The sequence below is a fragment of the Thioalkalivibrio sp. AKL10 genome, assembly GCF_000381845.1.
GTDB classification, from domain to species: Bacteria; Pseudomonadota; Gammaproteobacteria; order Ectothiorhodospirales; family Ectothiorhodospiraceae; genus Thioalkalivibrio; species Thioalkalivibrio versutus.
The window spans coordinates 950,352-971,928 of sequence record NZ_KB907142.1 but is presented as its reverse complement, the minus strand read 5'-3'; the positions used below and the strand labels follow the sequence as shown (position 1 = coordinate 971,928).

The 21,577-nt window shown below is 67.3% G+C and carries 21 protein-coding genes; 6 read left to right on the top strand and 15 right to left on the bottom strand.

What is annotated here, in order from left to right; all coding sequences use genetic code 11:
- The first annotated feature begins 5 nt into the window (after window positions 1-5).
- The 3 genes from G333_RS0104660 to G333_RS0104650 are packed head-to-tail and all read left to right on the top strand — an operon-like array spanning window position 6 to window position 3,213.
- Window positions 6-1,019, top strand: coding sequence for an aspartate carbamoyltransferase catalytic subunit (locus tag G333_RS0104660; RefSeq protein WP_018145119.1), 1,014 nt, complete (start codon window positions 6-8; stop codon window positions 1,017-1,019).
- Window positions 1,016-2,308 (top strand): dihydroorotase, encoded by a 1,293-nt coding sequence (locus G333_RS0104655; RefSeq protein ID WP_019627799.1) that lies wholly within the window; start codon window positions 1,016-1,018, stop codon window positions 2,306-2,308. Before G333_RS0104660 ends, G333_RS0104655 begins: the two co-directional genes overlap by 4 nt.
- The gene (locus tag G333_RS0104650) at window positions 2,305-3,213 is read left to right on the top strand and encodes a dihydroorotate dehydrogenase electron transfer subunit (protein WP_019627798.1); all 909 of its coding nucleotides are present in this window, start codon (window positions 2,305-2,307) and stop codon (window positions 3,211-3,213) included. Before G333_RS0104655 ends, G333_RS0104650 begins: the two co-directional genes overlap by 4 nt.
- Before the next feature lie 51 nt (window positions 3,214-3,264).
- Here G333_RS0104650 and G333_RS0104645 read toward each other — a convergent pair whose 3' ends face one another.
- Genes G333_RS0104645 through G333_RS0104635 form a run of 3 tightly spaced genes read right to left on the bottom strand, consistent with a single transcriptional unit; the run spans window position 3,265 to window position 6,665 of the window.
- Window positions 3,265-4,383 (bottom strand): PilT/PilU family type 4a pilus ATPase, encoded by a 1,119-nt coding sequence (locus G333_RS0104645; protein ID WP_018950993.1) that lies wholly within the window; start codon window positions 4,381-4,383, stop codon window positions 3,265-3,267.
- A gap of 20 nt (window positions 4,384-4,403) precedes the next feature.
- Window positions 4,404-5,576, bottom strand: coding sequence for a PilT/PilU family type 4a pilus ATPase (locus G333_RS0104640; protein ID WP_019563075.1), 1,173 nt, complete (start codon window positions 5,574-5,576; stop codon window positions 4,404-4,406).
- A 54-nt stretch (window positions 5,577-5,630) separates the two neighbouring features.
- Window positions 5,631-6,665, bottom strand: a complete 1,035-nt coding sequence (locus G333_RS0104635) for a type IV pilus twitching motility protein PilT (RefSeq protein WP_018145114.1) — start codon at window positions 6,663-6,665, stop codon at window positions 5,631-5,633.
- Window positions 6,666-6,805: 140 nt separating this feature from the next.
- Between G333_RS0104635 and G333_RS0104630 the strand changes: the two genes are divergently transcribed.
- Together G333_RS0104630 and proC are read left to right on the top strand one after the other, a co-directional pair.
- Complete coding sequence (locus G333_RS0104630) at window positions 6,806-7,522, top strand: YggS family pyridoxal phosphate-dependent enzyme (RefSeq protein ID WP_019627797.1); 717 nt, start codon at window positions 6,806-6,808, stop codon at window positions 7,520-7,522.
- Window positions 7,519-8,337: a pyrroline-5-carboxylate reductase gene (gene proC, locus G333_RS0104625; RefSeq protein WP_019627796.1), complete on the top strand. Its 819-nt coding sequence runs from the start codon at window positions 7,519-7,521 to the stop codon at window positions 8,335-8,337. The genes G333_RS0104630 and proC overlap by 4 nt, the downstream gene beginning before the upstream one ends.
- A 64-nt stretch (window positions 8,338-8,401) precedes the next feature.
- Here the strand turns inward: proC and G333_RS0104620 are convergent, their stop codons facing one another.
- Complete coding sequence (locus G333_RS0104620) at window positions 8,402-9,310, bottom strand: fructosamine kinase family protein (protein ID WP_019627795.1); 909 nt, start codon at window positions 9,308-9,310, stop codon at window positions 8,402-8,404.
- A gap of 69 nt (window positions 9,311-9,379) precedes the next feature.
- Between G333_RS0104620 and G333_RS0104615 the strand changes: the two genes are divergently transcribed.
- Complete coding sequence (locus G333_RS0104615) at window positions 9,380-9,763, top strand: group III truncated hemoglobin (protein WP_019627794.1); 384 nt, start codon at window positions 9,380-9,382, stop codon at window positions 9,761-9,763.
- 323 nt (window positions 9,764-10,086) lie between these two features.
- Here the strand turns inward: G333_RS0104615 and G333_RS0104610 are convergent, their stop codons facing one another.
- From G333_RS0104610 to G333_RS0104560, 11 genes are all read right to left on the bottom strand, one after another.
- Window positions 10,087-12,144: a transglycosylase SLT domain-containing protein gene (locus G333_RS0104610; RefSeq protein ID WP_019627793.1), complete on the bottom strand. Its 2,058-nt coding sequence runs from the start codon at window positions 12,142-12,144 to the stop codon at window positions 10,087-10,089.
- Between the two features lie 121 nt (window positions 12,145-12,265).
- Window positions 12,266-12,808, bottom strand: coding sequence for a pseudouridine synthase (locus G333_RS0104605; RefSeq protein ID WP_019627792.1), 543 nt, complete (start codon window positions 12,806-12,808; stop codon window positions 12,266-12,268).
- A gap of 10 nt (window positions 12,809-12,818) precedes the next feature.
- The gene (locus tag G333_RS0104600) at window positions 12,819-13,478 is read right to left on the bottom strand and encodes a DUF1007 family protein (RefSeq protein ID WP_019627791.1); all 660 of its coding nucleotides are present in this window, start codon (window positions 13,476-13,478) and stop codon (window positions 12,819-12,821) included.
- Entirely contained in the window at window positions 13,475-14,431 is a 957-nt protein-coding gene (locus tag G333_RS0104595; RefSeq protein WP_196800516.1) for a 5'-3' exonuclease H3TH domain-containing protein, read from the bottom strand. Before G333_RS0104595 ends, G333_RS0104600 begins: the two co-directional genes overlap by 4 nt.
- The gene (gene mdh / locus G333_RS0104590) at window positions 14,415-15,338 is read right to left on the bottom strand and encodes a malate dehydrogenase (RefSeq protein ID WP_018950985.1); all 924 of its coding nucleotides are present in this window, start codon (window positions 15,336-15,338) and stop codon (window positions 14,415-14,417) included. Before mdh ends, G333_RS0104595 begins: the two co-directional genes overlap by 17 nt.
- A gap of 26 nt (window positions 15,339-15,364) precedes the next feature.
- Window positions 15,365-16,585, bottom strand: coding sequence for a malic enzyme-like NAD(P)-binding protein (locus tag G333_RS0104585; protein ID WP_018168921.1), 1,221 nt, complete (start codon window positions 16,583-16,585; stop codon window positions 15,365-15,367).
- Between the two features lie 80 nt (window positions 16,586-16,665).
- On the bottom strand, window positions 16,666-17,532 hold the full coding sequence (locus G333_RS0104580) for a M48 family metallopeptidase (RefSeq protein ID WP_019627789.1): 867 nt from the start codon (window positions 17,530-17,532) through the stop codon (window positions 16,666-16,668).
- Complete coding sequence (locus G333_RS0104575; protein ID WP_019627788.1) at window positions 17,532-18,395, bottom strand: thermonuclease family protein; 864 nt, start codon at window positions 18,393-18,395, stop codon at window positions 17,532-17,534. The genes G333_RS0104580 and G333_RS0104575 overlap by 1 nt, the downstream gene beginning before the upstream one ends.
- Before the next feature lie 16 nt (window positions 18,396-18,411).
- A complete protein-coding gene (rpmE, locus tag G333_RS0104570) occupies window positions 18,412-18,615 on the bottom strand; it encodes a 50S ribosomal protein L31 (protein ID WP_018145101.1) in 204 nt (67 codons plus the stop codon).
- A 370-nt stretch (window positions 18,616-18,985) separates the two neighbouring features.
- On the bottom strand, window positions 18,986-19,867 hold the full coding sequence (locus tag G333_RS0104565) for an NAD(P)-dependent oxidoreductase (protein ID WP_081618715.1): 882 nt from the start codon (window positions 19,865-19,867) through the stop codon (window positions 18,986-18,988).
- Between the two features lie 9 nt (window positions 19,868-19,876).
- Window positions 19,877-21,499, bottom strand: coding sequence for a BCCT family transporter (locus G333_RS0104560; RefSeq protein ID WP_018950983.1), 1,623 nt, complete (start codon window positions 21,497-21,499; stop codon window positions 19,877-19,879).
- Window positions 21,500-21,577: the final 78 nt, after the last annotated feature.

Genomic DNA, 21,577 nt, shown 5'->3' with positions numbered 1-21,577 from the left:
AACGGATGACCGAGACCCAGATCGCCCACCCCGGCGCGCGGCTGCCCGAACCGGGCCCGCTGCCCAACCGCCTGCAGCTGACCGATGACGGCCAGCTGCGCCACATGCTGACCATCGAAGGGCTGAACCGGGAGCTCCTGACCGAGATCCTGGACACCGCCGAATCGTTCGCCAACATGAACGAGAAGGCGGTGAAGAAGGTCCCGCTGCTGCGCGGCAAGACCATCGTCAACCTGTTCTTCGAGGCCAGCACCCGCACCCGCACCACCTTCGAGCTGGCCGCCAAGCGCCTGTCCGCCGATGTATTGAACGTGAACATCAACACGTCTTCGGCAGTGAAGGGCGAGAGCCTGCTGGACACCCTGCGCAACATCGAGGCGATGAATGTCGACATGTTCGTCGTGCGCCACGAGGAGAGCGGGGCCGCCCATTTCATCGCTCGCCACGTAGCCCCGGGGATCAGCGTGCTGAACGCTGGCGACGGCCGCCACGCGCACCCGACCCAGGCGCTGCTGGACATGTTCACCATCCGTCGCCACAAGGGCGACTTCACCAAGCTCAAGGTCGCGATCGTCGGCGATATCCTGCATTCGCGGGTCGCGCGCTCGCAGATCCACGCGCTGAACATCCTGCAGACCGGCGAGGTCCGCGTGGTCGCGCCCTGCTCGCTGCTGCCGGCGGATGTCGACCAGCTGGGCGTACACGTCTACAACGACCTCGACGCCGGCCTGAAAGACGTCGATGTGATCATCATGCTGCGCCTGCAGCGCGAGCGCATGGAACACGCCCACCTGCCCTCCGAACACGAGTACTACCAGCTGTTCGGCCTGACCTCGCGGCGGCTGCAACTGGCGCACCCAACCTGCCTGGTCATGCACCCCGGCCCCGCCAACCGCGGGGTGGAGATCGAATCCGCCGTGGCCGACGGACCGCACTCGGTGATCCTAGAACAGGTGACCTACGGGATCTCGGTGCGCATGGCGGTGATGTCCATGGTCATGGGGGCCCACCAGGCATGAGCGTGCTGATCGAGAACGCCCGCATCCTCGATCCGGTGGACGGCTTCGACACGGTCGGGGCGCTGTGCGTGCAGGGCAGCGAGATCCTCGCCCGCGGCCAGATCCCGGACGGCTTCGAGCCCCGCCGGCGCATCGACGGCAGCGGGCTCTGGCTGATCCCCGGCCTGATCGACATGGCCGCGCGCCTGCGCGAACCGGGCCAGGAACACAAGGCCACCGTCGCCAGCGAGACCCTGGCCGCGGCCCGCGGCGGCATTACCAGCGTGGTCGTCCCGCCAGATACCGAGCCACCGATCGACTCGCCCGCCGAGATCGAGCTGATCAATCGCCGCGCCCGCCAGGCCTGCGGCGTACGCGTGTACGTACTCGGCGCGCTGACCCATCAGCTGGAGGGCCAGCAGCTGGCCGAGATGGCCGCCCTGATGCAAGCCGGCGCACGCGGAGTCAGCAACGCGAGCAAACCACTGGCCAGCCTGCTGGTACTGCGCCGGGCACTGGAATACGCCACCACCTTCGGGCTAACCATCGTGCTCTCGGCGCAGGACCCGGCCCTCACCGGCTCCGGTTGCATGCACGAGGGCGCAGTCTCCACCCGCCTGGGGCTGGCCGGCATTCCCGAGGCCGCCGAGACCGCGGCGCTGGGCGCCATCCTGGCGCTGGTGGAGCAGACCGGGGCGCGGGTCCACGTGGCCCGGCTGTCGACCCGCCGCGGCGCGGAGATGATCGCCAAGGCGCGTGCCGACGGTCTGCCGGTGAGCGCAGACGTGGCCGCCCACCAGCTGTTCCTGACCGAGGTCGACGTCGCCGAATACGACCCGAACTGCCACGTGATCCCGCCACTACGCGGCCAGCGCGACCGCGACGGCCTGCGCGCGGCCGTCGCGCGCGGCGACATCAGCGCGATCTGCTCCGACCACCAGCCACATGAACCGGATGGCAAGCTGGGCCCATTCGCCAGCACCGAACCCGGCATCTCGGCGCTGGAGACCCTCCTGCCGCTGACGCTGCGCCTGGTCGAGGACGGACTCCTGAGCCTGCACGACGCACTGGCCCGGGTCACCACCGGGCCGGCGGATATCCTCGGCTTTGCCCAGGGACACCTGAGCGCGGGCGCGCGCGCCGACTTCGTGCTGTGGGACCCGACCGCAATGCACGAGGTCCGCCGCAAAGACTGGCTGAGCGCAGGCCACAACACGCCCTTCTTCAACTGGACCTTCGCCGGACAGGTCCGCGAGACCTGGGTCGCCGGGCGCCCGGTCTGGACCCGCCCCGCCGAGGACACCGCATGAGCACGACCCAAACTGCCGACCGGAACCACCGAGGCACGATCTTCCAGGAGGAAGGCCGCATCCTGGACCATCACGACGCAGGGGCGGACCAATGGATCCTGCGGGTCTCCGCGCCCAAATGCGCCCGTGCGGCACAGCCCGGGCAGTTTGCCCATCTGCAATGCGCCCCGCGCCTGCTGATGCGCCGCCCGCTGTCGATCCAGCGCGTGGACCGCGAGGCCGGCTGGGTGGAGTTCCTCTACAAGGTGGTCGGTGACGGCACGCGCGCCCTGTCGCAGCAGGCAAAGGGCGACACCCTCAGCGTGCTGGGCCCGATTGGCCAGCCATTTCGCCTGAATCCGGAACGTCCGAGGCGCCTGCTGCTGGGGGGCGGGGTCGGCATCCCGCCGATGATCTTCCTCGCCCACCGCCTGCATCTTCAGGGCGAGGCGGGGAAGACCCATGCGGTGCTGGGCTCCGAGGTGCCGTTTCCCTTTCATGCCCGCCCGTCGGAGATCCTCTGGCCGGGCCTGCCGGACGGGGCGATCGCGACCCTGCCGCTGCTGGAAGACTGGGGGGTCGCCTGCCGCCTGACCTCCAAGGCCGGGCTGCCCGGCGCCTATGACGGTTTCGTCACGGACCTGGGGCGCGCGTGGCTCGCCGGACTCGCACCGGAGGAGCGCGCCCAAGTGGAAATCTTCGCCTGCGGCCCCCATCCGATGCTCGCCGCCTGTGCCGAACTGGCGGCGGAGTTCGATCTCCCCTGCCAGGTTTCGCTGGAGGAGTTCATGGCCTGCGCGGTAGGCGGCTGTGCCGGCTGCACGGTACCGGTGCGCACTCCGAATGGGGTAGCGATGAAACGGGTCTGCGTGGACGGCCCGGTGTTCGCGGCCGCCGATGTATTCCCGGAGCCGACGAGCGCCTGAAGCAAAATCCCGGAACCGGCTTTGGCAGGGACTTCGCCTGCGAACAGGCTCCTACCGGTCGGGGAGCTTCAACTCTTCTTCGGTCTCGTCGGCGGAGGCGACCCCGCCCCCGAAGTTCAGGCGCCACTCGAGATCGGCGCGCGAATCCGCCTTGTTCAGGGCCTCGTCCAGCATGACGTCGCCGGTCTTGAACAGCTTGACGATCGCCTGATCGAAGGTCTGCATGCCCACGGAGCTCCCCTTGGCCATGATCTCCTTGATCTCGCTGATCTTCTCGTCGCGGATCAGCTCGGAGATGTAAGGCGTGTTGACCAGGATTTCCAGCGCGGCAACGCGTCGCCCGTCCTTGGTCTGCAGCAGGCGCTGGGCGACGATCGCACGCAGGTTCAGTGACAGGTCCGACAGGATCTGCGGGCGGTTGTCCTCGGGGAACAGGTTGATCACTCGATCCAGGGCCTGGGTGGCATTGGTCGCGTGCAGGGTGGTCAGGACCAGGTGCCCGGTATCGGCATAGGTCAGCGCCGCGCGCATGGTCTCGCGCGAGCGGACCTCGCCGACCATGATCACGTCCGGGGCTTCGCGCATGCCCTCCTGCAGGGCGTGGTCGTAGCTGGGGGTATCGATCCCGACCTCGCGTTGACCGACGATAGAACGCTTGTGGCTGAACAGAAACTCGATCGGATCCTCGACGGTCAGGATATGCCCACTCTGGTTCGTGTTGCGGTGATCGATCATCGACGCCAGGGTGGTCGACTTCCCGGTGCCGGTGGCCCCGACAATCAGGATCAGCCCGTCGTTGTAGGCCACAAACTGCTTGAGCACCTCGGGCAGCCCGAGCTGCTCGATGGTCGGGATGGAGACCCGGATGAAGCGGATCACCATCGCGACCTCGCCGCGCTGGCGATAGACATTCACGCGAAAGCGCCCCAGGCCCTCACGCGACAGGCCGAAGTTGACGGCCGTCTCGCGCTCGAAGATCTCCGCCTGATGCTCGCTCATCATCTCGCGCGCAATGCTCTCGGCCTGACCGGGCGCCAGCGCCTTGCGCGAGATTGGCTGCAGCGCGCCGTCGACCTTGATACTAGCCGGCGCGCCGGTCAGAAAAAACAGGTCCGAGGCGGCCTTCTGGGCCATCAACTTCAGGTAGGGCTCGATCTGCAACTGGCTCATGTTTTCTGTTTCCCCAACGACTAGCGCAGGTTGAAGTCCTCGGCGCGCTCGTCCACGGACAGGCCCTCGCCCTCATCCGTTACGGCGGGGGCTCCGTCGTCCTGGGCTCGCTGGCTGTCGAGCTTGATGCGCAGGCGCAGGTCGTTCACCGAGTCGGCGTTGCGCAGGGCCTCGTCGTAGCTGATGTGGCGATGCTCGTAGAGGTCGAACAGGGCCTGGTCGAAGGTCTGCATGCCCTGCTCGCGGGAACGGGACATCAGCTCCTTGATCTCGTGCACCTGGCCCTTCAGGATCAGGTCGGCCATCAGCGGGGTGTTGATCAGGATCTCCACCGCCGGCACCCGGCCCTCGCCGCCTTCCTTGCGTACCAGGCGTTGCGAAATCACGGCCTTCAGGTTCAGCGACAGGTCCATCAGGAGCTGTTCGCGCCGGTCCTCGGGGAAGAAGTTAATGATGCGGTCCAGTGCCTGGTTGGTGCTGTTCGCATGCAGCGTGGACAGGCACAGATGCCCGGTCTCCGCGAAGGCGACGCCGTAGTCCATGGTCTCGCGGTCGCGGATCTCGCCGATCAGGATCACGTCCGGCGCCTGGCGCAGGGTGTTCTTCAGCGCGATCTCGTAGCTCTCGGTGTCCACCCCGACTTCACGCTGAGTGACGATGCTCATCGCGTGCTCGTGAACGAACTCGATCGGGTCCTCGATGGTGACGATGTGGTCGGCTGTCGTGCGGTTGCGATAGCCGATCATGGCCGCCAGCGAGGTCGACTTGCCCGAGCCGGTGCCGCCGACAAAGATCACCAGGCCACGACGCTCCTGGGTAATCTTCTCCAGCTGCGGCGGCATCTGGATGTCCTCGAACTTCGGGATCACGGAATTGATGGTTCGCAGCACCATGCCCGGGCTGCCACGCTGGGTGAAGACGTTTACGCGAAAACGCGACACGCCCTGCAAGCCAATCGCGAAGTTGCACTCCTGGTGGCGCTCGAACTCGGCCGACTGCTTGTCGTTCATCATCGAGCGAACCAGTGCCTGGGTATGCGAGGGCGTCAGGTTCTGTTCGGTCATCCGCACCACGCGACCGTCGATCTTCGCCGCCGGCGGCATGCCCACCGTGATGAACAGATCCGACCCGCCCCGGTCCACCAGGGCCCGTAGCAGGTCGTGCATGTACTTGATCGCCTTGTCACGATCCATGGCGTTCTCCCTTGGTACCCGGTCCGACGGTCAAGCGCATCGGCGGCGTGGTGGTCAGATGGAATCCGGGTTGCTGGCCTTGCGGCGGGCGTCCTCGCGGCTGATCACGCCCTGCGCGAGCATGTCCTTCAGGCACTGGTCCAGCGTCTGCATGCCGGAGCCGGAACTGGTCTGGATGGTCGAGTACATCTGCGCGATCTTGTTTTCGCGGATGAGGTTCCGGATCGCCGGCGTGCCGAGCATGATCTCGTGCGCCGCGACGCGCCCGCCGCCAATCTTCTTCATCAGGGTCTGCGCGATGACCGCACGCAGCGACTCCGACAGCATGGCCCGCACCATATCCTTCTCGGCCGCCGGGAACACGTCGACGATGCGGTCGATCGTCTTGGCCGCCGAACTGGTGTGCAGGGTGCCGAACACCAGGTGGCCGGTTTCGGCCGCGGTCAGGGCCAGGCGAATGGTCTCGAGATCACGCAGTTCGCCGACCAGGATGGTGTCCGGGTCCTCGCGCAGGGCCGAGCGCAGGGCCTCGCTGAAGCCGTGGGTGTCGCGGTGTACCTCGCGCTGGTTGATCAGGGACTTCTTCGATTCGTGCACGAACTCGATCGGGTCCTCGATGGTGAGAATATGCCCGTAGTCGTTTTCGTTGCGGTGGTTGACCATGCCCGCCAGCGTGGTGGACTTGCCCGAACCGGTCGGGCCGGTCACCAGCACGATGCCGCGCGGGTAGTCCGAGATCTCCTCGAAGATGCGCGGGGCACCCAGCTCTTCCAGCGTCAGGACCTTGGAGGGGATGGTACGGAAGACCGCCGCTGCGCCCCGGTCCTGGTTAAAGGCGTTGACACGAAAACGCGCCAGCCCCGAGATTTCGAACGAAAAGTCTGTCTCCAGGAACTCCTCGTAGTCCTTGCGCTGGCGGTCGTTCATGATGTCGTAGATAAGGCCCTGGACCTCCTTGTGGTCCATGACCGGCACGTTCACCCGGCGCATGTCGCCGTCAATACGTACCATCGGCGGCATGCCCGCGGAGATGTGCAGGTCCGAGGCCCCGTTCTTGACCGAAAAGGCCAGCAACTGCGTGATATCCATGCATCCCCCTGTTGTCGGGCGTAAGGCCGACCCGCGCCAACGCCCTGGTGGCAGCCACGACCACCACCCCCTGTCGCTTATGAAGGCCCGCGCGAAAATCCGCGGTGACCTTGTGTTCTTCCGGACTATATCATAGGGAAATGACCACACCAGACCATGCCCTGAGCACCGTTCGAGCCCGTATCGAGGCCGCCTGCCGCGAGGCCGGACGCGACCCGGATTCGGTCCGTCTATTGGCCGTCAGCAAGACCCGCGGTGTGGACGAGATCCGTGCCCTGCATGCGCTGGGACAGTCCGCCTTCGGCGAGAATTACGCCCCGGAGCTGGTGGACAAATACGACACTCTGGAGGCCGCACCCGCGCCACTCGGCCTCGAGTGGCACTTCATCGGCGCGCTGCAAGGCAACAAGACCCGCGCGGTGGCCGAACGCGCCGCCTGGGTGCATACCGTCGACCGCGAGCGGATCGCCCGGCGCCTGTCGGATCAGCGTCCGGAGGGCATGCCGCCGCTGCAGGTATGCCTGCAGGTCAACATCAGCGAGGAACCGCAAAAGGCCGGCGTCGCACCCGGGGAGGTCGCCGCCCTGGCCGCCGCAGTGCAGGACCTGCCCGGCCTCGCGTTGCGCGGACTGATGGCCATTCCGGCCACCGCCGACGACATCCCGCTACAGCGGGAACCCTTCGCGCGCCTGCGCGCCCTGCGCGATACCCTGAACGCAGGGGGCCATTCGCTGGATACACTGTCCATGGGGATGTCGGGCGATCTCGAGGCCGCCATTCTCGAGGGGGCAACCATCGTGCGCATCGGCACCGCCCTGTTCGGCCCGCGCCAACCCAAATGCAAGGAATCCACATGACGGAACACCGCTTCGAGGTCGGCTTCGTCGGGGCCGGCAACATGGGCGAGGCCCTGCTTCAGGGACTGGTCCAGTCCGGCCATGCCGCCGAACGCATCGCCATCGCCGACAAGGGCGCCGAGCGCGTACGCGATCTGCAGGCGCGTTACCCGGGGCTCGCCAGTGGTAGCGCCACCGAACTGGCGGCCCAGAGCGCCACTCTGGTGCTTGCGGTGAAGCCACAGACCCTGCCGGAGCTCGCCCCGACGCTGCGCGATGCGGTGCAGCAGGGTCAGCCGCTAGTGATCTCGGTAGCCGCGGGCATCACCTCCACCCAGCTCGCCGGGTGGCTGGGCGACGCCACGCGCCTGGTCCGCGCGATGCCGAACACCCCGGCCCTAGTCGGCGCCGGGGTCACCGGACTCTACGCCGCCCCCACCGCAAGCCCCGAGGATCGCGCCACGGCCACCCGGCTGCTGGAGGCCGTGGGCCGCGCGATCTGGGTGGAGGACGAAGAGCAGATGCACGCCGTGACCGCCACCTCCGGCAGCGGACCGGCCTACGTGTTCCTGATGATCGAGGCGATGCAGGAGGCCGCGAAGTCACTGGGGTTGCCGGCGGATACCGCACTGGAACTGACCCTGGGCACCCTGGCCGGGGCCACCCGTCTGGCCGCAGAGGGCGACGAGAGCGCTGCGGAGCTGCGCCATCGCGTCACCTCCCCGGGCGGCACCACCGAACGCGCCCTGCAGGTCCTGGAAGACGGCGACCTGCGCGACCTGATGCGCCGCGCCCTGACCGCAGCCGCCGAACGCTCGCGCGAACTCGGGCGTTGAAACCCTGAGCCCCGACGAAACGCACGAAGGAAGGGCCGCCCAAGAACGGTTGGTGGTGGGGCAATCAGCGCAGTTCGGCCAGCAGCTGGCGGATCATGCGCTCGGCCTGGGCGCCGTAGCCGCCGCCGAACAGGTGGTCGTGATTGAGGATGTGGTAGAGGTTGTAGAGTGTGCGCCGCACGCCATAGCCGGGGTCGATGGGCAGGATCTCCTCGTAGGCGGCGACGAAGTCCTGGCCCGGGTGACCGAACAGTTCCATCATCGCCAGATCCGCCTCGCGGTCGCCGTAGTACACCGCCGGATCGAAGATCGTCACGCTGCCATCCGCCAGAAACCCCCAGTTGCCGCTCCACAGGTCGCCGTGCAGCAGGGAGGGTACCGGCTGATAGTCGCTAAAGAAGCCGCCCAGCGAGGACTCCAGCTCCTCCAGCGCCCCGAGTAGCGATCCCGCCGCCCCACGCTCCCGCGCCAGCCGACGCTGGAAGCCCAGACGTTCATCACGGTAGAACGCCGCCCAGTCGTCGTGCTCGGTATTCGATTGCGGCGTACTGCCAATGAAATTGTCGTGATCCAGCCCGAAGCGCGGACGGGTCTTCTGGTGCATGTCGGCAATCCCGTGCCCCAGAGCCACCCCGTCGCGGGGGCCGCCCAGCGCCAGGTTCTCCAGCACCAGAAAGTGCGTACCGCCCGCCGATCCGGTGCCGACGACAGCGGGGATTTTCAGGCGTTCGCAGCGCGCGAGTTCTTCCAAGCCGCGCGCCTCGGCCGCGAACATCGCAGCGCCGTCGCCCCCACTCAGCTTGACGAAGAACGCCCGCCCGTCGCTTCCGGTGAAACGCTGCGCCTGATTGATGGAGCCCCCGGAACAGGCCTGGCTTCCTGTTGGCTCGAAGGGCGTTCCGGTATGGTCGGCAATACACTGGGCCACCGCAGCCGTCACGGCATCGGGGCCCGTTGGATCGAATTGGTTCATCCTTGGCATCCGGGTTCCATGTCAGTGTGCAGGTTACCGGCTGTCGCAGGATCCGTCAGGAGACCCCCCATGGCCTTTCGCAAGCTCGAACCTCTGTGCGACAAGATCGGCACCGAGCGCATCCGCGCGGTGATCGACGACTTTTACCGCCGCCTGTCGGCCGACCCCCAGATCGGCCATCACTTCGCGCGCATCCAGGATTTTCCGGATCACGTGAAGCGCATCGCCGATTTCTGGTACATGAACCTGGGCGGGCGCCTGGAAGAACCGCCGACCATCGACATGGTCGGCAAGCACGCACCGCTGAACCTGACCGAGGCCGACCTCGCCGTCTGGATGCGCCACTTCAAGGCCACGACCGAGGATCACCTGGAGCCACCACTGGCGGCCGAATGGCAGCAATTGGCCGACGGCATCGCCAGTCGCATGCGCGAGGACATCATCCGCGGCTGACCCGCCTTTGTTTGCACCACGAAGCACACGAAGGCACGAAGAAGGGCCACGTCCAGGTCAAGCACGGTTCAGGGGAAGCCGGGAGCACTGTGGCGTGGCGACGGGCGAGCCCCTTGCCTGGAAGCTTTTGCGATCGCCGCTGGCGATGCCCTGCGGCGAGGGCCCGTGGCGGATGTCCGTCACCAAATCGGCTCCTGACAGGCCGTCGCGCCAGGGGTCGGCAGAGGCCTCCGGGCGATCGACCGCCTGCTGCTCTTCAAGCCTTCCGGTTGCAAACCGCCCTTGGCCTTCTTTGTGGCTTTGTGCGCTTCGCGGTCGGCGGACTAGCAGGCGTTTTCGGTGTAGCCCGGGGCGTCGCAGAAGGCGCGGCTGAGGGTGATGCCCGCCTCGCCAGGCAGGGTGGCCAGGTGGCGTTCGCGGCTCGCGGCGAGGCCATCCTGTGGCGTGACCGGATACAGCAGGGTGGCCAGCGACGGCGGCTCCTGCCCCAGGCGGACCGCGTACAGGATGCGGTAGGCAAACACGCGGCGGATGTAGTCGCGGGTCTCGGAGAACGGGATCAGCTCGGCCCAGATATCCGGATCCATCGCGCGGTCCTCCGGCAGCCAGGAACTCACGCGGTGGGCGCCGGCATTGTAGGCCGCGGAGGACAGCATGCTGTGGCCTCCGAAACGATCGAGATTGCGCCGCAGGTAGTAGGTGCCAAGCCGGGCATTGGTCGCCGGGTCGAGGATGTCCCAGTCGGAGTTCACGCGCACACCCGCCGCCGAGGCGATCGACCGCCCCGTCGCGGGCATGACCTGCATGATACCCAGCGCCCCGGCACCTGAACGGACGTCGTAGAGGAAGGCACTCTCCTGGCGTGCGATCGCCATGGCCCAGGCCGGATCGATGCCCTGTTCGCGGGCGCCGGCCACGATCAGGTCATCAAAGGCGAGCGGGAAGCGCAGCTCGATGTCGTCCCAGTTGCGGGCGCGCGCCGCGGTGAAGATCGCGCGATCGTGCCAGCCCCAGTCGGCGAAGGTGCGCGCCGCCGCCTCCAGCTCTGCGGTATCCATGGCGGCCACCGCGTGCGTCCATTCGCGGCGGGCCTCGGCGTTACGGTCCAGGCGGACCAGTTCGCGCATGCGCTGCATGCCGGCGTGCGTGCGCATGGCGGCACGCTGCCCGTCTTCCAGCACCAGGGGCTGATGCCCGATGCGATAGGGCTGTCCCAGGCGGTCGGCCGCCAGGAATCCGTAGAAGTTGCGTTCGCGGGCCGCGCGCTCGTAGAAGCCGCGTGCGGCCTCCAGCGAGTCGATCTGCTCCAGGGCGCGGGCATACCAGTACTGCCACGCCGCCTCGTCGCGCACGTCGCGATCCATGGCGCGGATCGCGTCCATCACCACCTCCCAGTCGCGCTCGTACAATGCCGCGCGCACCTGCCACTGGCGCAACTGGGTGTCGAACACCTCGGGCTCCAGGGCCGCCATGAAGTCCAGCGCCTCGGGGCGATAGCGCAGCGCCAGGCGCAGAGCCAGGGCGTGCTGCACGCGCCCGGCCGATTCGGAAGACAGGCCGAGATCACGCCCGTCCTTCTCCCAGCCTTCCAGGGCGGCATCCAGGTCCTGGCGGATCCAGCGGGTGAAGGCCCGCTCCATCAGCGCCTCCGCCGAGCGGTGAGCGCCGGCGTGGAAGTCGGCCTCCACAACCCGTGCGGGCTGGCTGGCCAGATCCAGCCAGCGCTCCGCCCACGGGCGGTCGTCCCGGTCAAGGTAGCGGCGCAAGTAACGAGCCAGACCCGTCTGTCCCGCCTCGACGGCCAGCACGAATCGATCCCAGGCGAGTTCACCGGTCAGCCCCCCGGCATCGCGCCAGGCCTTCAGGGCCGGATCGCAGGCCGAAGGGCGCGACTGCCCGTGCAGCCAGATGGATTCCAGGTCCTCCAGGGCCGCATCGCGTTCTCCCGTCTCCAACAGGGCCTGGCGGCGATTGCAGTCCTGCTCGACGGACAGCGAACGGTCCGAATCGAGGAATTCGAGATACGCCCCCCACTGCTCTTCGCGCGCGAGATGCGTCAGATAGCTCCCGTGCAACCGGGCTGCCAGCGGGGTGTCGTCATGCTCGCGTACAAAGCGGCGGACGGCATCCGGGTCGGCGCGATTGAGATTGCGCGCCAGATCGCGGTAATCCAGGTAAGGGGTCAGTGGGTAGCCGGTCAGGGTGCTGCGCGCGGCGCGGTAGGCCGTCATGTCGCCGCGGTTCAGGGCGCGCTCGGCGAGAAGGTACAGGCTGCGCTCGAAGACATAAAGGTCTTCTTCGCCAGCGGCCGCCGGCAGCGCCGCGGCCAGGAGCAGCAACAGGCCGGCCAGCCCGGCGATTACGTTCCTGGATTGGAGCATGTCCCGCCCTCGTATCAATGGTTTCCTATCATCGGCCTGCACCGGAGCGCTTGCAATGAGGATCCTCCGGTTTCGCGCGACGCGGGCGGCAGTTCCGGCATTCCGGGGTTTCAAGAGCCCCTTAACCCGTCTCCAGGGTGCGAAACTCGCCCCGCGCGAGGCCATCGAGGGTCCAGGAGTCGACCCGGTAACGCACCAGGCGCAAGGTCGGGTGACCCACCGCCGCGGTCATTCGGCGAACCTGGCGGTTGCGCCCCTCGCGCAGGGTGAGCGCCAGCCAGCGGGTCGGGATATGGCGCCGAAAACGCACGGGTGGGTCGCGCTCCGGGATGTCCGGCGGGTCCATGCGCTCCACCTTCGCCGGTCGGGTCAGGCCATCCTTCAACTCGACACCCTCGCGCAGGGCATGCAACGCGGCATCGTCGGGTTCGCCCTCGACTTGAACCCAGTAGGTCTTGCTGGTCTTGTGCTGTGGCTGGGTCAGACGCGCGTTCAGACGCCCATCGTCGGTCAGGACCAGCAGGCCCTCGCTGTCACGGTCCAGACGACCGGCCGGATAGACCCCGGGGATCGCGATGTAGTCGGCCAGTGTCGGACGACCCTCGGGGTCGGTGAACTGGGGCAGGACACCCCAGGGCTTGTGGAACAATATGACCCGGGCCATAACCAGTGCCTCAGTCGCAGCGCAGGGTGACGCGTTCGGCAAAGTGCCGGCCGAGGTCGTAATCCACGCTGGCGCCATAGTCCAGCGCCAGCGCGCGCGCCACCAGAGCCGGATCCGGGCGCGGCCGTTCGAGCCGGGCCTGACAGGTCGCATCCACCAGTCCGGACGCATCAAGAATCTCCGTGCCATGCGGGTCCTGATGCAGGATCTCGATGAAATACGTCGGGTCGTAGACCCGGTAGGCCAACGGCTCGTCGGTCGGATCGACCGGTTGCTCCAGCTCCAGCCGGAAGCGGAAGTGCAGCAGCCCCGCGTCCATGGCCATCCGGGGATCGGCGGCGGCCGCGATCCCGAGCGCCTCTCCAGCCACCTCCAGGTGGCTGTACCAGCGGTACTCGTCCAGATTGTCGAGGATCTCGGTGGCAAGCCCCTGCAGGCGCGCCTCCGGCGTATCGCCGGACTGATGCTCCTGGGCATCGTCGTACAGGTACTGCCCGTAGGTCGGGTCGAAGCGCCAGTGATGGAACATATGGGTGATCTGCCCCTCGCCGTCGCGCTCGAAGCTGATCCGCAGGTCGATCCAGGCATGCGGGTGCGCCTGTACGCCGGCCGGCAGAAGCACGAGCGCGGCCAGCACCACGCCACCCAGGATGTGCAGGCGGCGCATCATGCCGTCTGCCTCGTATCCGTCAGGCCCCAGGCGCCGGCGGCGGCCAGGAGCCGGGCGTGGTAGGCGGGGGCAACACCCAGGTCGTGCAGCCAGGCGGACGCGTCCGGATCGGGGCCCGTCGGATGCAATTCTCCGGGCGCTGGCAGGTCCGGGATACGGTCGGCGAGGCCGGTCAGCCGGCGCGAGCGGCGCAGCCGGTCGGCCTGCCCGGCGATGGCCGCGGCTACGGCGGGCGCGCGACGGATGTTGCAGCGGGTGACGGCCGGCGGGTCGGCCAGGACCGTGTCGAGGTCGCGCAACCGGCGCAGGATACGCGCGGCCGTCTTCGGTCCGACCCCGTCGATTCCGGGAATGTTGTCGCTGGCATCCCCGGCCAGGGCCAGCATGTCCGCGACTTGCTCGGGGCGGATGCGAAAGCGCTTCTCGATGGCGCGACGATCCATGTCGACCCCGCGTTCCGGGTCGTGCAGGCGGTCCTGCCCGCCCAGGATCACCTGGGTCAGATCCTTGTCGGCACTCTTCACGTCGATGCGATAGCCGGCCGCGCGCCCGGCGCGGGCCAGGCTCGCGATCAGGTCGTCGGCCTCGTACTCCGCGTCGGCCAGAGTCGCAAACCCCAGCCGGCCCAGCAGTTCGCGGATGCGCGCGAACTGCTCGCGCAGCTCCGGCGGGGCCGGCGGGCGATGGGCCTTGTAGGCAGGGTCAATGCGGTGACGAAAACCCCGGCGCAGGCCGGTGTCGAAACAAAAGGCCACCGGACCCGGCGCGCAGGCCGGCAACCACTGGCAGAGCGAGTGCACCAGGCCGTGCAGCGCACCGCCCGGCCGGCCCTGCGGATCCAGGTCCAGGCCACGCGCGAACCAGGCGCGAAAGACAAAGATGCTGCTGTCGACCAGGGTCAGGGTCGGCAACCGCGCATCCGGCACTGGGCCGGCGTCAGGCGAGGCGTTCAAGGTCCTTCCGTACCCCGGCGATGGACTGGTCGAAGGCGGCGCGTTCCTCGGCATTCAGTTCCAGCTCGATGGCACGCTCCATCCCGCCCTGACCGAGGATGCAGGGCACGCCCATGGCCACGTCGCGCTCGCCGTATTCGCCGTCCAGCAGGGCCACGGTCGGCAGCACCCGCCGCCGATCCAGCGCGATCGCCTCGACCATCTCGGCGATGGCCGCCGCCGGGGCGCCGTAGGCGCTGGAGGTCTGCTTCAGGGCCAGGATCTCGGCACCGCCGTGCCGGGTTCGCTCGACGATGTTGTCCAGCGTGGCCTGATCCATGAAGTGATCCAGCGGCACACCGTTGATGGACGAATAGCGCAGCATCGGGACCATGGCATCGCCATGGCCGCCCAGCACCAGCGCCTGGATGTCGTGGGTGGACAGACCGGTCTCCAGCGCGATGAAGGCGGCCATGCGCGAGGTATCCAGCACCCCGGCCTGGCCGAAGATACGGTCGCGGCTCCAGCCGGTCTTCTGCCAGGCGCGGTAGGTCAGCACATCCACCGGGTTGGAGACCACCAGGATCCGGCTCTGCGGGGCATGAACCAGGATGTCCTGCAGGATCACGTCGAGGATTTCGACGTTCTTGTCCAGCACGTCGGAGCGCGACATGCCTGGCTTGCGCGGCAACCCGGCAGTGATGATCACCAGCTCCGCTCCAGCGATCACCGACGCCTCGTGGCTACCGGTCAGCCGGGTATCGAAACGCAGCAGTGGCGCGGTCTCCTGGATATCCAGGGCGGCACCGGCCGCCGCGCCCTCGCGCACGTCCAGCAGCGCGATCTCGCGGGCGATGTCGCGGCGGGCCAGAAACTGGGCGGTGGATTCGCCGACGCGTCCGGCGCCGACAATGGCGATCTTCTGCATGCGCTGCTCCTCCTACAGGACTGGGGTTACAGGCGGGCGACCCCGCTGTCGCGGGCGGCCTGACTGATCGCCTGCGGCACGGTGTCGATCAGACGCGGATCGAACGGGGTCGGCAGGATGTAGTTCGGGCCGAATTCGAGCGTCTCCAGCCCGTAGGCATCCAGCACCACCTGCGGCACCGGCTCGCGGGCCAGTCCGGCCAGGGCGTGCACCGCGGCCACCAGCATCTCGTCATTGATCGTCCGGGCGCGCACATCCAGCGCGCCGCGGAAGATGAACGGGAAGCCGAGCACGTTGTTCACCTGGTTCGGGTAGTCCGAGCGCCCGGTGGCCATGATCAGGTCGTCGCGGGTTGCGTGCGCCAGCTCCGGACGGATCTCCGGGTCCGGGTTGGACAGGGCGAAGACAATCGGCTTCGGCGCCATGGACCGCAGCATCTCCGCGGTCAGCAGGTCCGGGCCGGACAGCCCAATGAACACGTCGGCACCGGCACAGGCATCGGCCAGGCTGCGCGCGTCGGTGTCCACCGCGAAGATCTGCTTGTATTCGTTCAGGTCATCGCGCTGGCTGTGGATCACACCCTTGCGATCCACCATGAACAGATTCTTCTTCGCCGCGCCCAGGCGGACCAGCAGCTGCATGGACGCGATCCCCGCAGCCCCTGCGCCGACACAGACGATCTTCGCCTCGCTCAGCTTCTTGCCCTGGATCTCCAGCGCATTGACCAGGCCGGCCGCGGTGATGATCGCGGTGCCGTGCTGATCGTCGTGAAAGACCGGGATATCCAGGCGTTCGGACAGGCGGCGCTCGATCTCGAAGCAGTGCGGCGCAGCAATATCTTCCAGATTGATGCCACCAAAGCCGCCGGCAATGCGCGCGACCGTGTTGATGAAGTCCTCCGGCTGCGCGGCGTCCACCTCGATATCGAACACGTCGATATTGGCGAAGGCCTTGAACAGTACGCCCTTGCCCTCCATCACCGGTTTGGACGCGAGCGCACCCACGTTACCCAGCCCCAGCACCGCGGTGCCATCGGTAATCACTGCGACCAGGTTGCCCTTGCCGGTGTAGCGATAGGCCAGCTCCGGGTCCTCGGCAATCGCCCGCACCGGTGCAGCGACGCCCGGCGAGTAGGCCAGCGACAGATCATCCTGGGTGGCGGTGGGTTTGGTGATGTGGATCGCCAGCTTCCCGGCCGGCTGCTGCTCGTGGTACTCCAGCGCGCGCTGGTTGAAATCCTTGGACATGGTGTAGCGAGGCCTTTTGTCGGACGGTTGCTTAGAAACAGGTGCAGGCCCGGTGCGGTAGGCCCGCACCGGAAACGAAATCAGTTGACCGGGTGGGTGGGGACGGACCCGCGCCGGGCCTCGTCATACACCGGGCGGTACTGATCGGCCAGACGGGTGAGTTCGCGCTGGCGCGAAGCCGGTGCCGGGTGAGTGCTCAGGAATTCCGGCTGACCGCCATTGGCCTGCGCAGCCATCTTGCGCCAGAGAGCGGCCGCGGCATCCGGGTTGTAACCGGCCCGCGCCGCCAGCTCGATACCGATGCGGTCGGCCTCGGACTCCATACCCCGGCTGTGCGGGAGCTGCACGGCGAGCACGGCCCCCAGCGCCGCTCCGGTCAGGGCCAGATCCGAACGGTCGCCGGAGAGGGCGTACCCCGTCAGGGCCAGATTGCTGGCCAGCGCGACCGACATCTTTTCCGCCGTATGCGCCGACAGCGCGTGGGCGATCTCGTGCCCGATGATCTGCGCGAGCTCGTCATCGGTCAGCTCCAGCTGTTCGATGATACCCGAGTAAATCGCCATCTTGCCGCCCGCCATGGCGAAGGCGTTGACGGTATCCGGGGCCTCGATCACCGCGATCTCCCAGTCCCAGTCCGCGGTCTCGGGACGGTATTTGACCGCCTGCGCAACCACCTTCTCGGTGATGCCCTGCACCCGCGCGGTCATCGCAGGATCGGCATTGATGCGACCCTCCTCGCGCGCCGGCGCCAGCATCTCGACATAGGCGCTGCGCGACGCATCGATCGCCTGATTCTCGGAAACCAGCATCAGCTGCGAGCGTCCGGTCACCGGATTGGTGGTACAACCGGGGATCGCCACGGCCAGGCCGGCGGCGACCAGAACCGTCAGGAACAGAGAGGCCAGACGACCGCGAGCGGTCCGCCAGGACTTGGAAAGAGCACGCATTATTCCGGTACCTCTAGATCGAGCGGATGGCGTATGCGCATCCGGAGTCGGTCTCTCCAAGGATACACCTGACCGCGCACAATCACCGCCTCGCCGTTCAAGGTATCGGGCTGGAGATCGGGCCAGTGATCGCGGTCACGCCCGCGAATCAGGACGTCCAGCGGCCCGTCCAGCTCCAGCACCCAGTGACGCGACGTCTCGCGCACGGCCACCACCTCGCCCTGCACCCGCAGCCGGCCCTGGCGCAGGGCACCGGAACGCGGGTCCAGCATCCGGACCGGCAGGGCGGCCGGGCGCTCCAACCACAGACCCCGCTCCCCTGCCCGTGCTTCGGCCTCGGCCACGTAGAAGCAGGTATCCAGGGCGGCCGGCTGCGGCCCGGGGCGCGGCATCGCTTCGCCGGCGGCAATCAATTCGGCCGCCAGCAACGGCCCGCCGGGCAGCCAGGCATGCATGCGCAGGCGCCCTTCGGCGTCCCGGGCGGGACGGCCCGGGCGCAGGATCAGCCGCTGATCGACCGCGTCCAGCCGGGCGGCCAGTGCCTCGCGCAGCCCCTCGTGAAGATGCAGGGGTCGCATCGGGCCGGCCCTCTCCGGCAGTGGCGCGGCCGGGGCCAGACCAATCACCTGAACGGTCCGCCCATCGGTCAACCGCAGACTATCGAAGCCCTGGACGCGCTCCACCTCGACCTCCTGAAGCCCACGCGGATCCTGATCCGCCAGCCGGCACTCGGCCCGGGCCGCAGTGGCCAGCAGCACCAGGGCCAAGCCCACAACGCAGACGAGGGCGCCCCGCAGGACGCCCTCGTCGGGTCGGACAACGCCCGCCGCAGCAGTCACGTGTCCGTTCGCGTTGCGCGCCATCCGGCGCGCCGCAGCCTCAGAATGCGAAGCGGCGGTTGAACTTGTCGACCTGGCCGGCGGTATCAACGATCTTCTGCTTGCCGGTGTAGAACGGATGGCATTGCGAGCACACGTCCAGGTGCATCTCCTCGCCGGAGAGCGTGGAGCGGGTCTCGAACTGCGTACCGCAGCTGCAGATAACCTTGACGTTGTGGTAGTTCGGATGGATGTCGGCTTTCATGGTCGGCTCACGCAGGTTCTGGCGAAAAGTCCGATAGCATAGCGGTGCTACCCGCCCGAGCGCAAGACCAGGTTGCGACAGCAAGTGCAGAGCGCGTTTCAACTCCGGGTGACAACTGCCTGAATGACTGGGTGGTTTTACCCGTCCGGACAACCTGTGGATAACTTTGTGGACGAATTGTCGCGCCCGGAACGGAATCCACCGGAAACGTCAAGGCGGCGGCGCCGGATCCCGGCAAAGATATCACGCAAGCAACTGGTTTTTAGGCCATTTAATACCGACCCATCAGTCCGGTGTGTTGCCACGGGCCACCCCCTTGAGCCTCGAGCACCATCGCCAGGTGCTGTGCATAAGGGCCGCCGTATCTTCCTCATTGCCCCGCGTTTTCCGGGGCAATCGTGGTGTAGATGGCCGAATAATCCGCATCGGCCAGGCCCTGCTCGCGCGCCCGATCCAGCAGATCCGCCAGCAGCGGCAGCCACGGCCCCACCAGGTGGGCATCCTCCACCGCGCGTTCGGTCAGGCGCACATCCTTCAGCAAGTGCTTGACCGGAAAGTTGGCGGTACCGAAGTCACCGGAGACCATCTTGCCAAGCTTCTTGTCGAAGGTCGGGGCATACAGGGCACTGTCGCGCAGGATCTCCATGAAGGTATCCACCTCCACCCCCTCGCGCCGCACCAGCCCCAGGCTCAAGGAAAACGCCGCGGTGAGACTCGCGATCAGCTGGTTGAAGGCCAGCTTCAGCGCCGCCCCCTGCCCGACCGAACCGACATGCCGGGGTGTCTCGCCCAGAGCCGCCAGTACCGGCTGGGCCCGGGCAAAGTCGGCCTCGCGGTCGGCGCCCGCCATGATCAGCAGACGGCCATCCCGGGCCTCGGGGATGGAACCCAGCACCGGCGCCTCCAGGTAGCAGGCGCCGGCGCCCCGCACCCGTTCCGCCAGGGCCCGGCTCTCGGCCGGCAGGATGGTCGCCATCTGGATCACGCAGCGACCATCCAGCGCACCCGCCGGCAGGGCATCCAGCACGGCATGGATGGCCGCGGCATCACTGAGCATTAGCACCAGCACGTCCGCCTCCGCGACAGCCGCGGCGGGCGAACTGTGAACGGTGACCCCCTCGGCCGCCAGATCGCTCGCTCGCGCGACCGTGCGGTTGTAGGCCACCACGGGAAATCCGGCCTGCAAAAGACGCAGGCCCATGGGTTGCCCCATGAGCCCGCATCCCAGCAGCGCCACTCGGGACGCAGCCATCGTTACCCCCTACTTGATCTTGTCGTCGAGATCTTCCGTATACCCCAACAGGGTATGCGGCGGCGGGGCCTCCTTCTGGTACTTGCTCGGGGTGACCGCTTCGGTCTGATGCAGGCTCTTCCACAGGCCGAACACCATGATCAGCATGATGACCGAGAACGGCAGCCCGACACTGATCGCGGCCGCCTGCAACGCGGCCAGACCGCCCGCCAACAGCAGGATGGACGCGACAACCCCTTCGAGGATGGCCCAGTACACGCGCTGGGTGACGGTCGGGTTGCGCACATCACCGGAGGCCAGGGTGTCGATCACCAGCGAGCCGGAGTCCGAGGAGGTCACGAAGAAGGTGACGATCAGCACCGTCGCCGCCGCCATCACAGCCACGGACAGCCAATCCCACAGCGGCATGGCCTGGAGGGTCACGAACAGCGCGGTGGACATGTTCTCCGACACGGCGCCAGTCAGGTCGACCACACCCTCGAGCTCGTAGCTCATCGCAGTGCCGCCGAACACGGCCAGCCAGACGAAGGCCGCGGCGGTCGGGGCCAGCAGCACGCCGGCGACGAACTCGCGAATTGTGCGGCCACGGGAGACCCGCGCAATGAACATGCCGACATACGGAGCCCAGGAGATCCACCAGCCCCAGTAGAAGATGGTCCAGGAGGTCGCCCAGCCGGAATCCTCGATCGTGTCGGCCCACAGGCTCATCTCGGGCAGGAACTGAACGTAGACGCCGGTGCTCTCCACCAGGAGGCGGAGGATGAACAGGGTCGGACCCATGACCAGCAGCAGCGCGATCAGGATCACCGCCAGACCGATATTGAAGTTCGACAGGCGCTTGATGCCCTTGTCGACGCCCAGCGCGACCGAGCCCACCGCGATCAGGGTAATGATCGCGACCAGCACGATCTGCATGGAGGTGGATTCCTCGATCCCGAACACGAAGTTCAGGCCCGAGTTGATCTGCATGACGCCCAGGCCCAGCGAGGTCGCCACGCCAAACATGGTGCCGAACAGCGCCACCACGTCCACCAGATGCCCCCAGGGGCCATAGATCCGGTCACCGATGAAGGGGTACAGCGAGGAACGGATCAGCAGCGGGAGATTGTGGCGGTAGGCGTAATACGCCAACGACAGGCCGACGACAATATAGATCGCCCAGGCATGCAGCCCCCAGTGGAAGAAGGTATAGCGCATCGCCTCGACAGCCGCCGCGCCGGTCTCGCCCTCGGCGTGCGGTGGGCTGAGGTAGTGGTACATCGGCTCGGCGATGCTCCAGAACAGCAGCCCGATCCCCATACCCGCGGAGAACAGCATCGCGAACCACGCGGTGTAGCTAAAGCGCGGGGCCTCGAACTGATCACCCAGGCGCACCCCACCGTAACGGCTGAACATCAGGTACAGGGAGAAGACCAGGAACACGGTGACGACCAGCATGTAGTACCAGCCGAGATACTCCCCGATGCCGCTTTGCAGCTGGGCAAAGACCGCTTCGGCGGTGTCCGGGAAGATCGCCCCGAACAGCACGAACAGTGCGATCACGATGCTGGCGGTGTAGAAGACCGGGCTGCAGATCACGCCAAAGCCGCCGAGGCGGGTTTGCGTCAGACCGGGGGTGGACTGCTCATCCATTCGGTTTCCCCTTGTATTCTTGTGGCGAACGCGGGCCGGCGCGGGCTTGCTCCGAACGTGCTCCGGGAGCCGCACAGG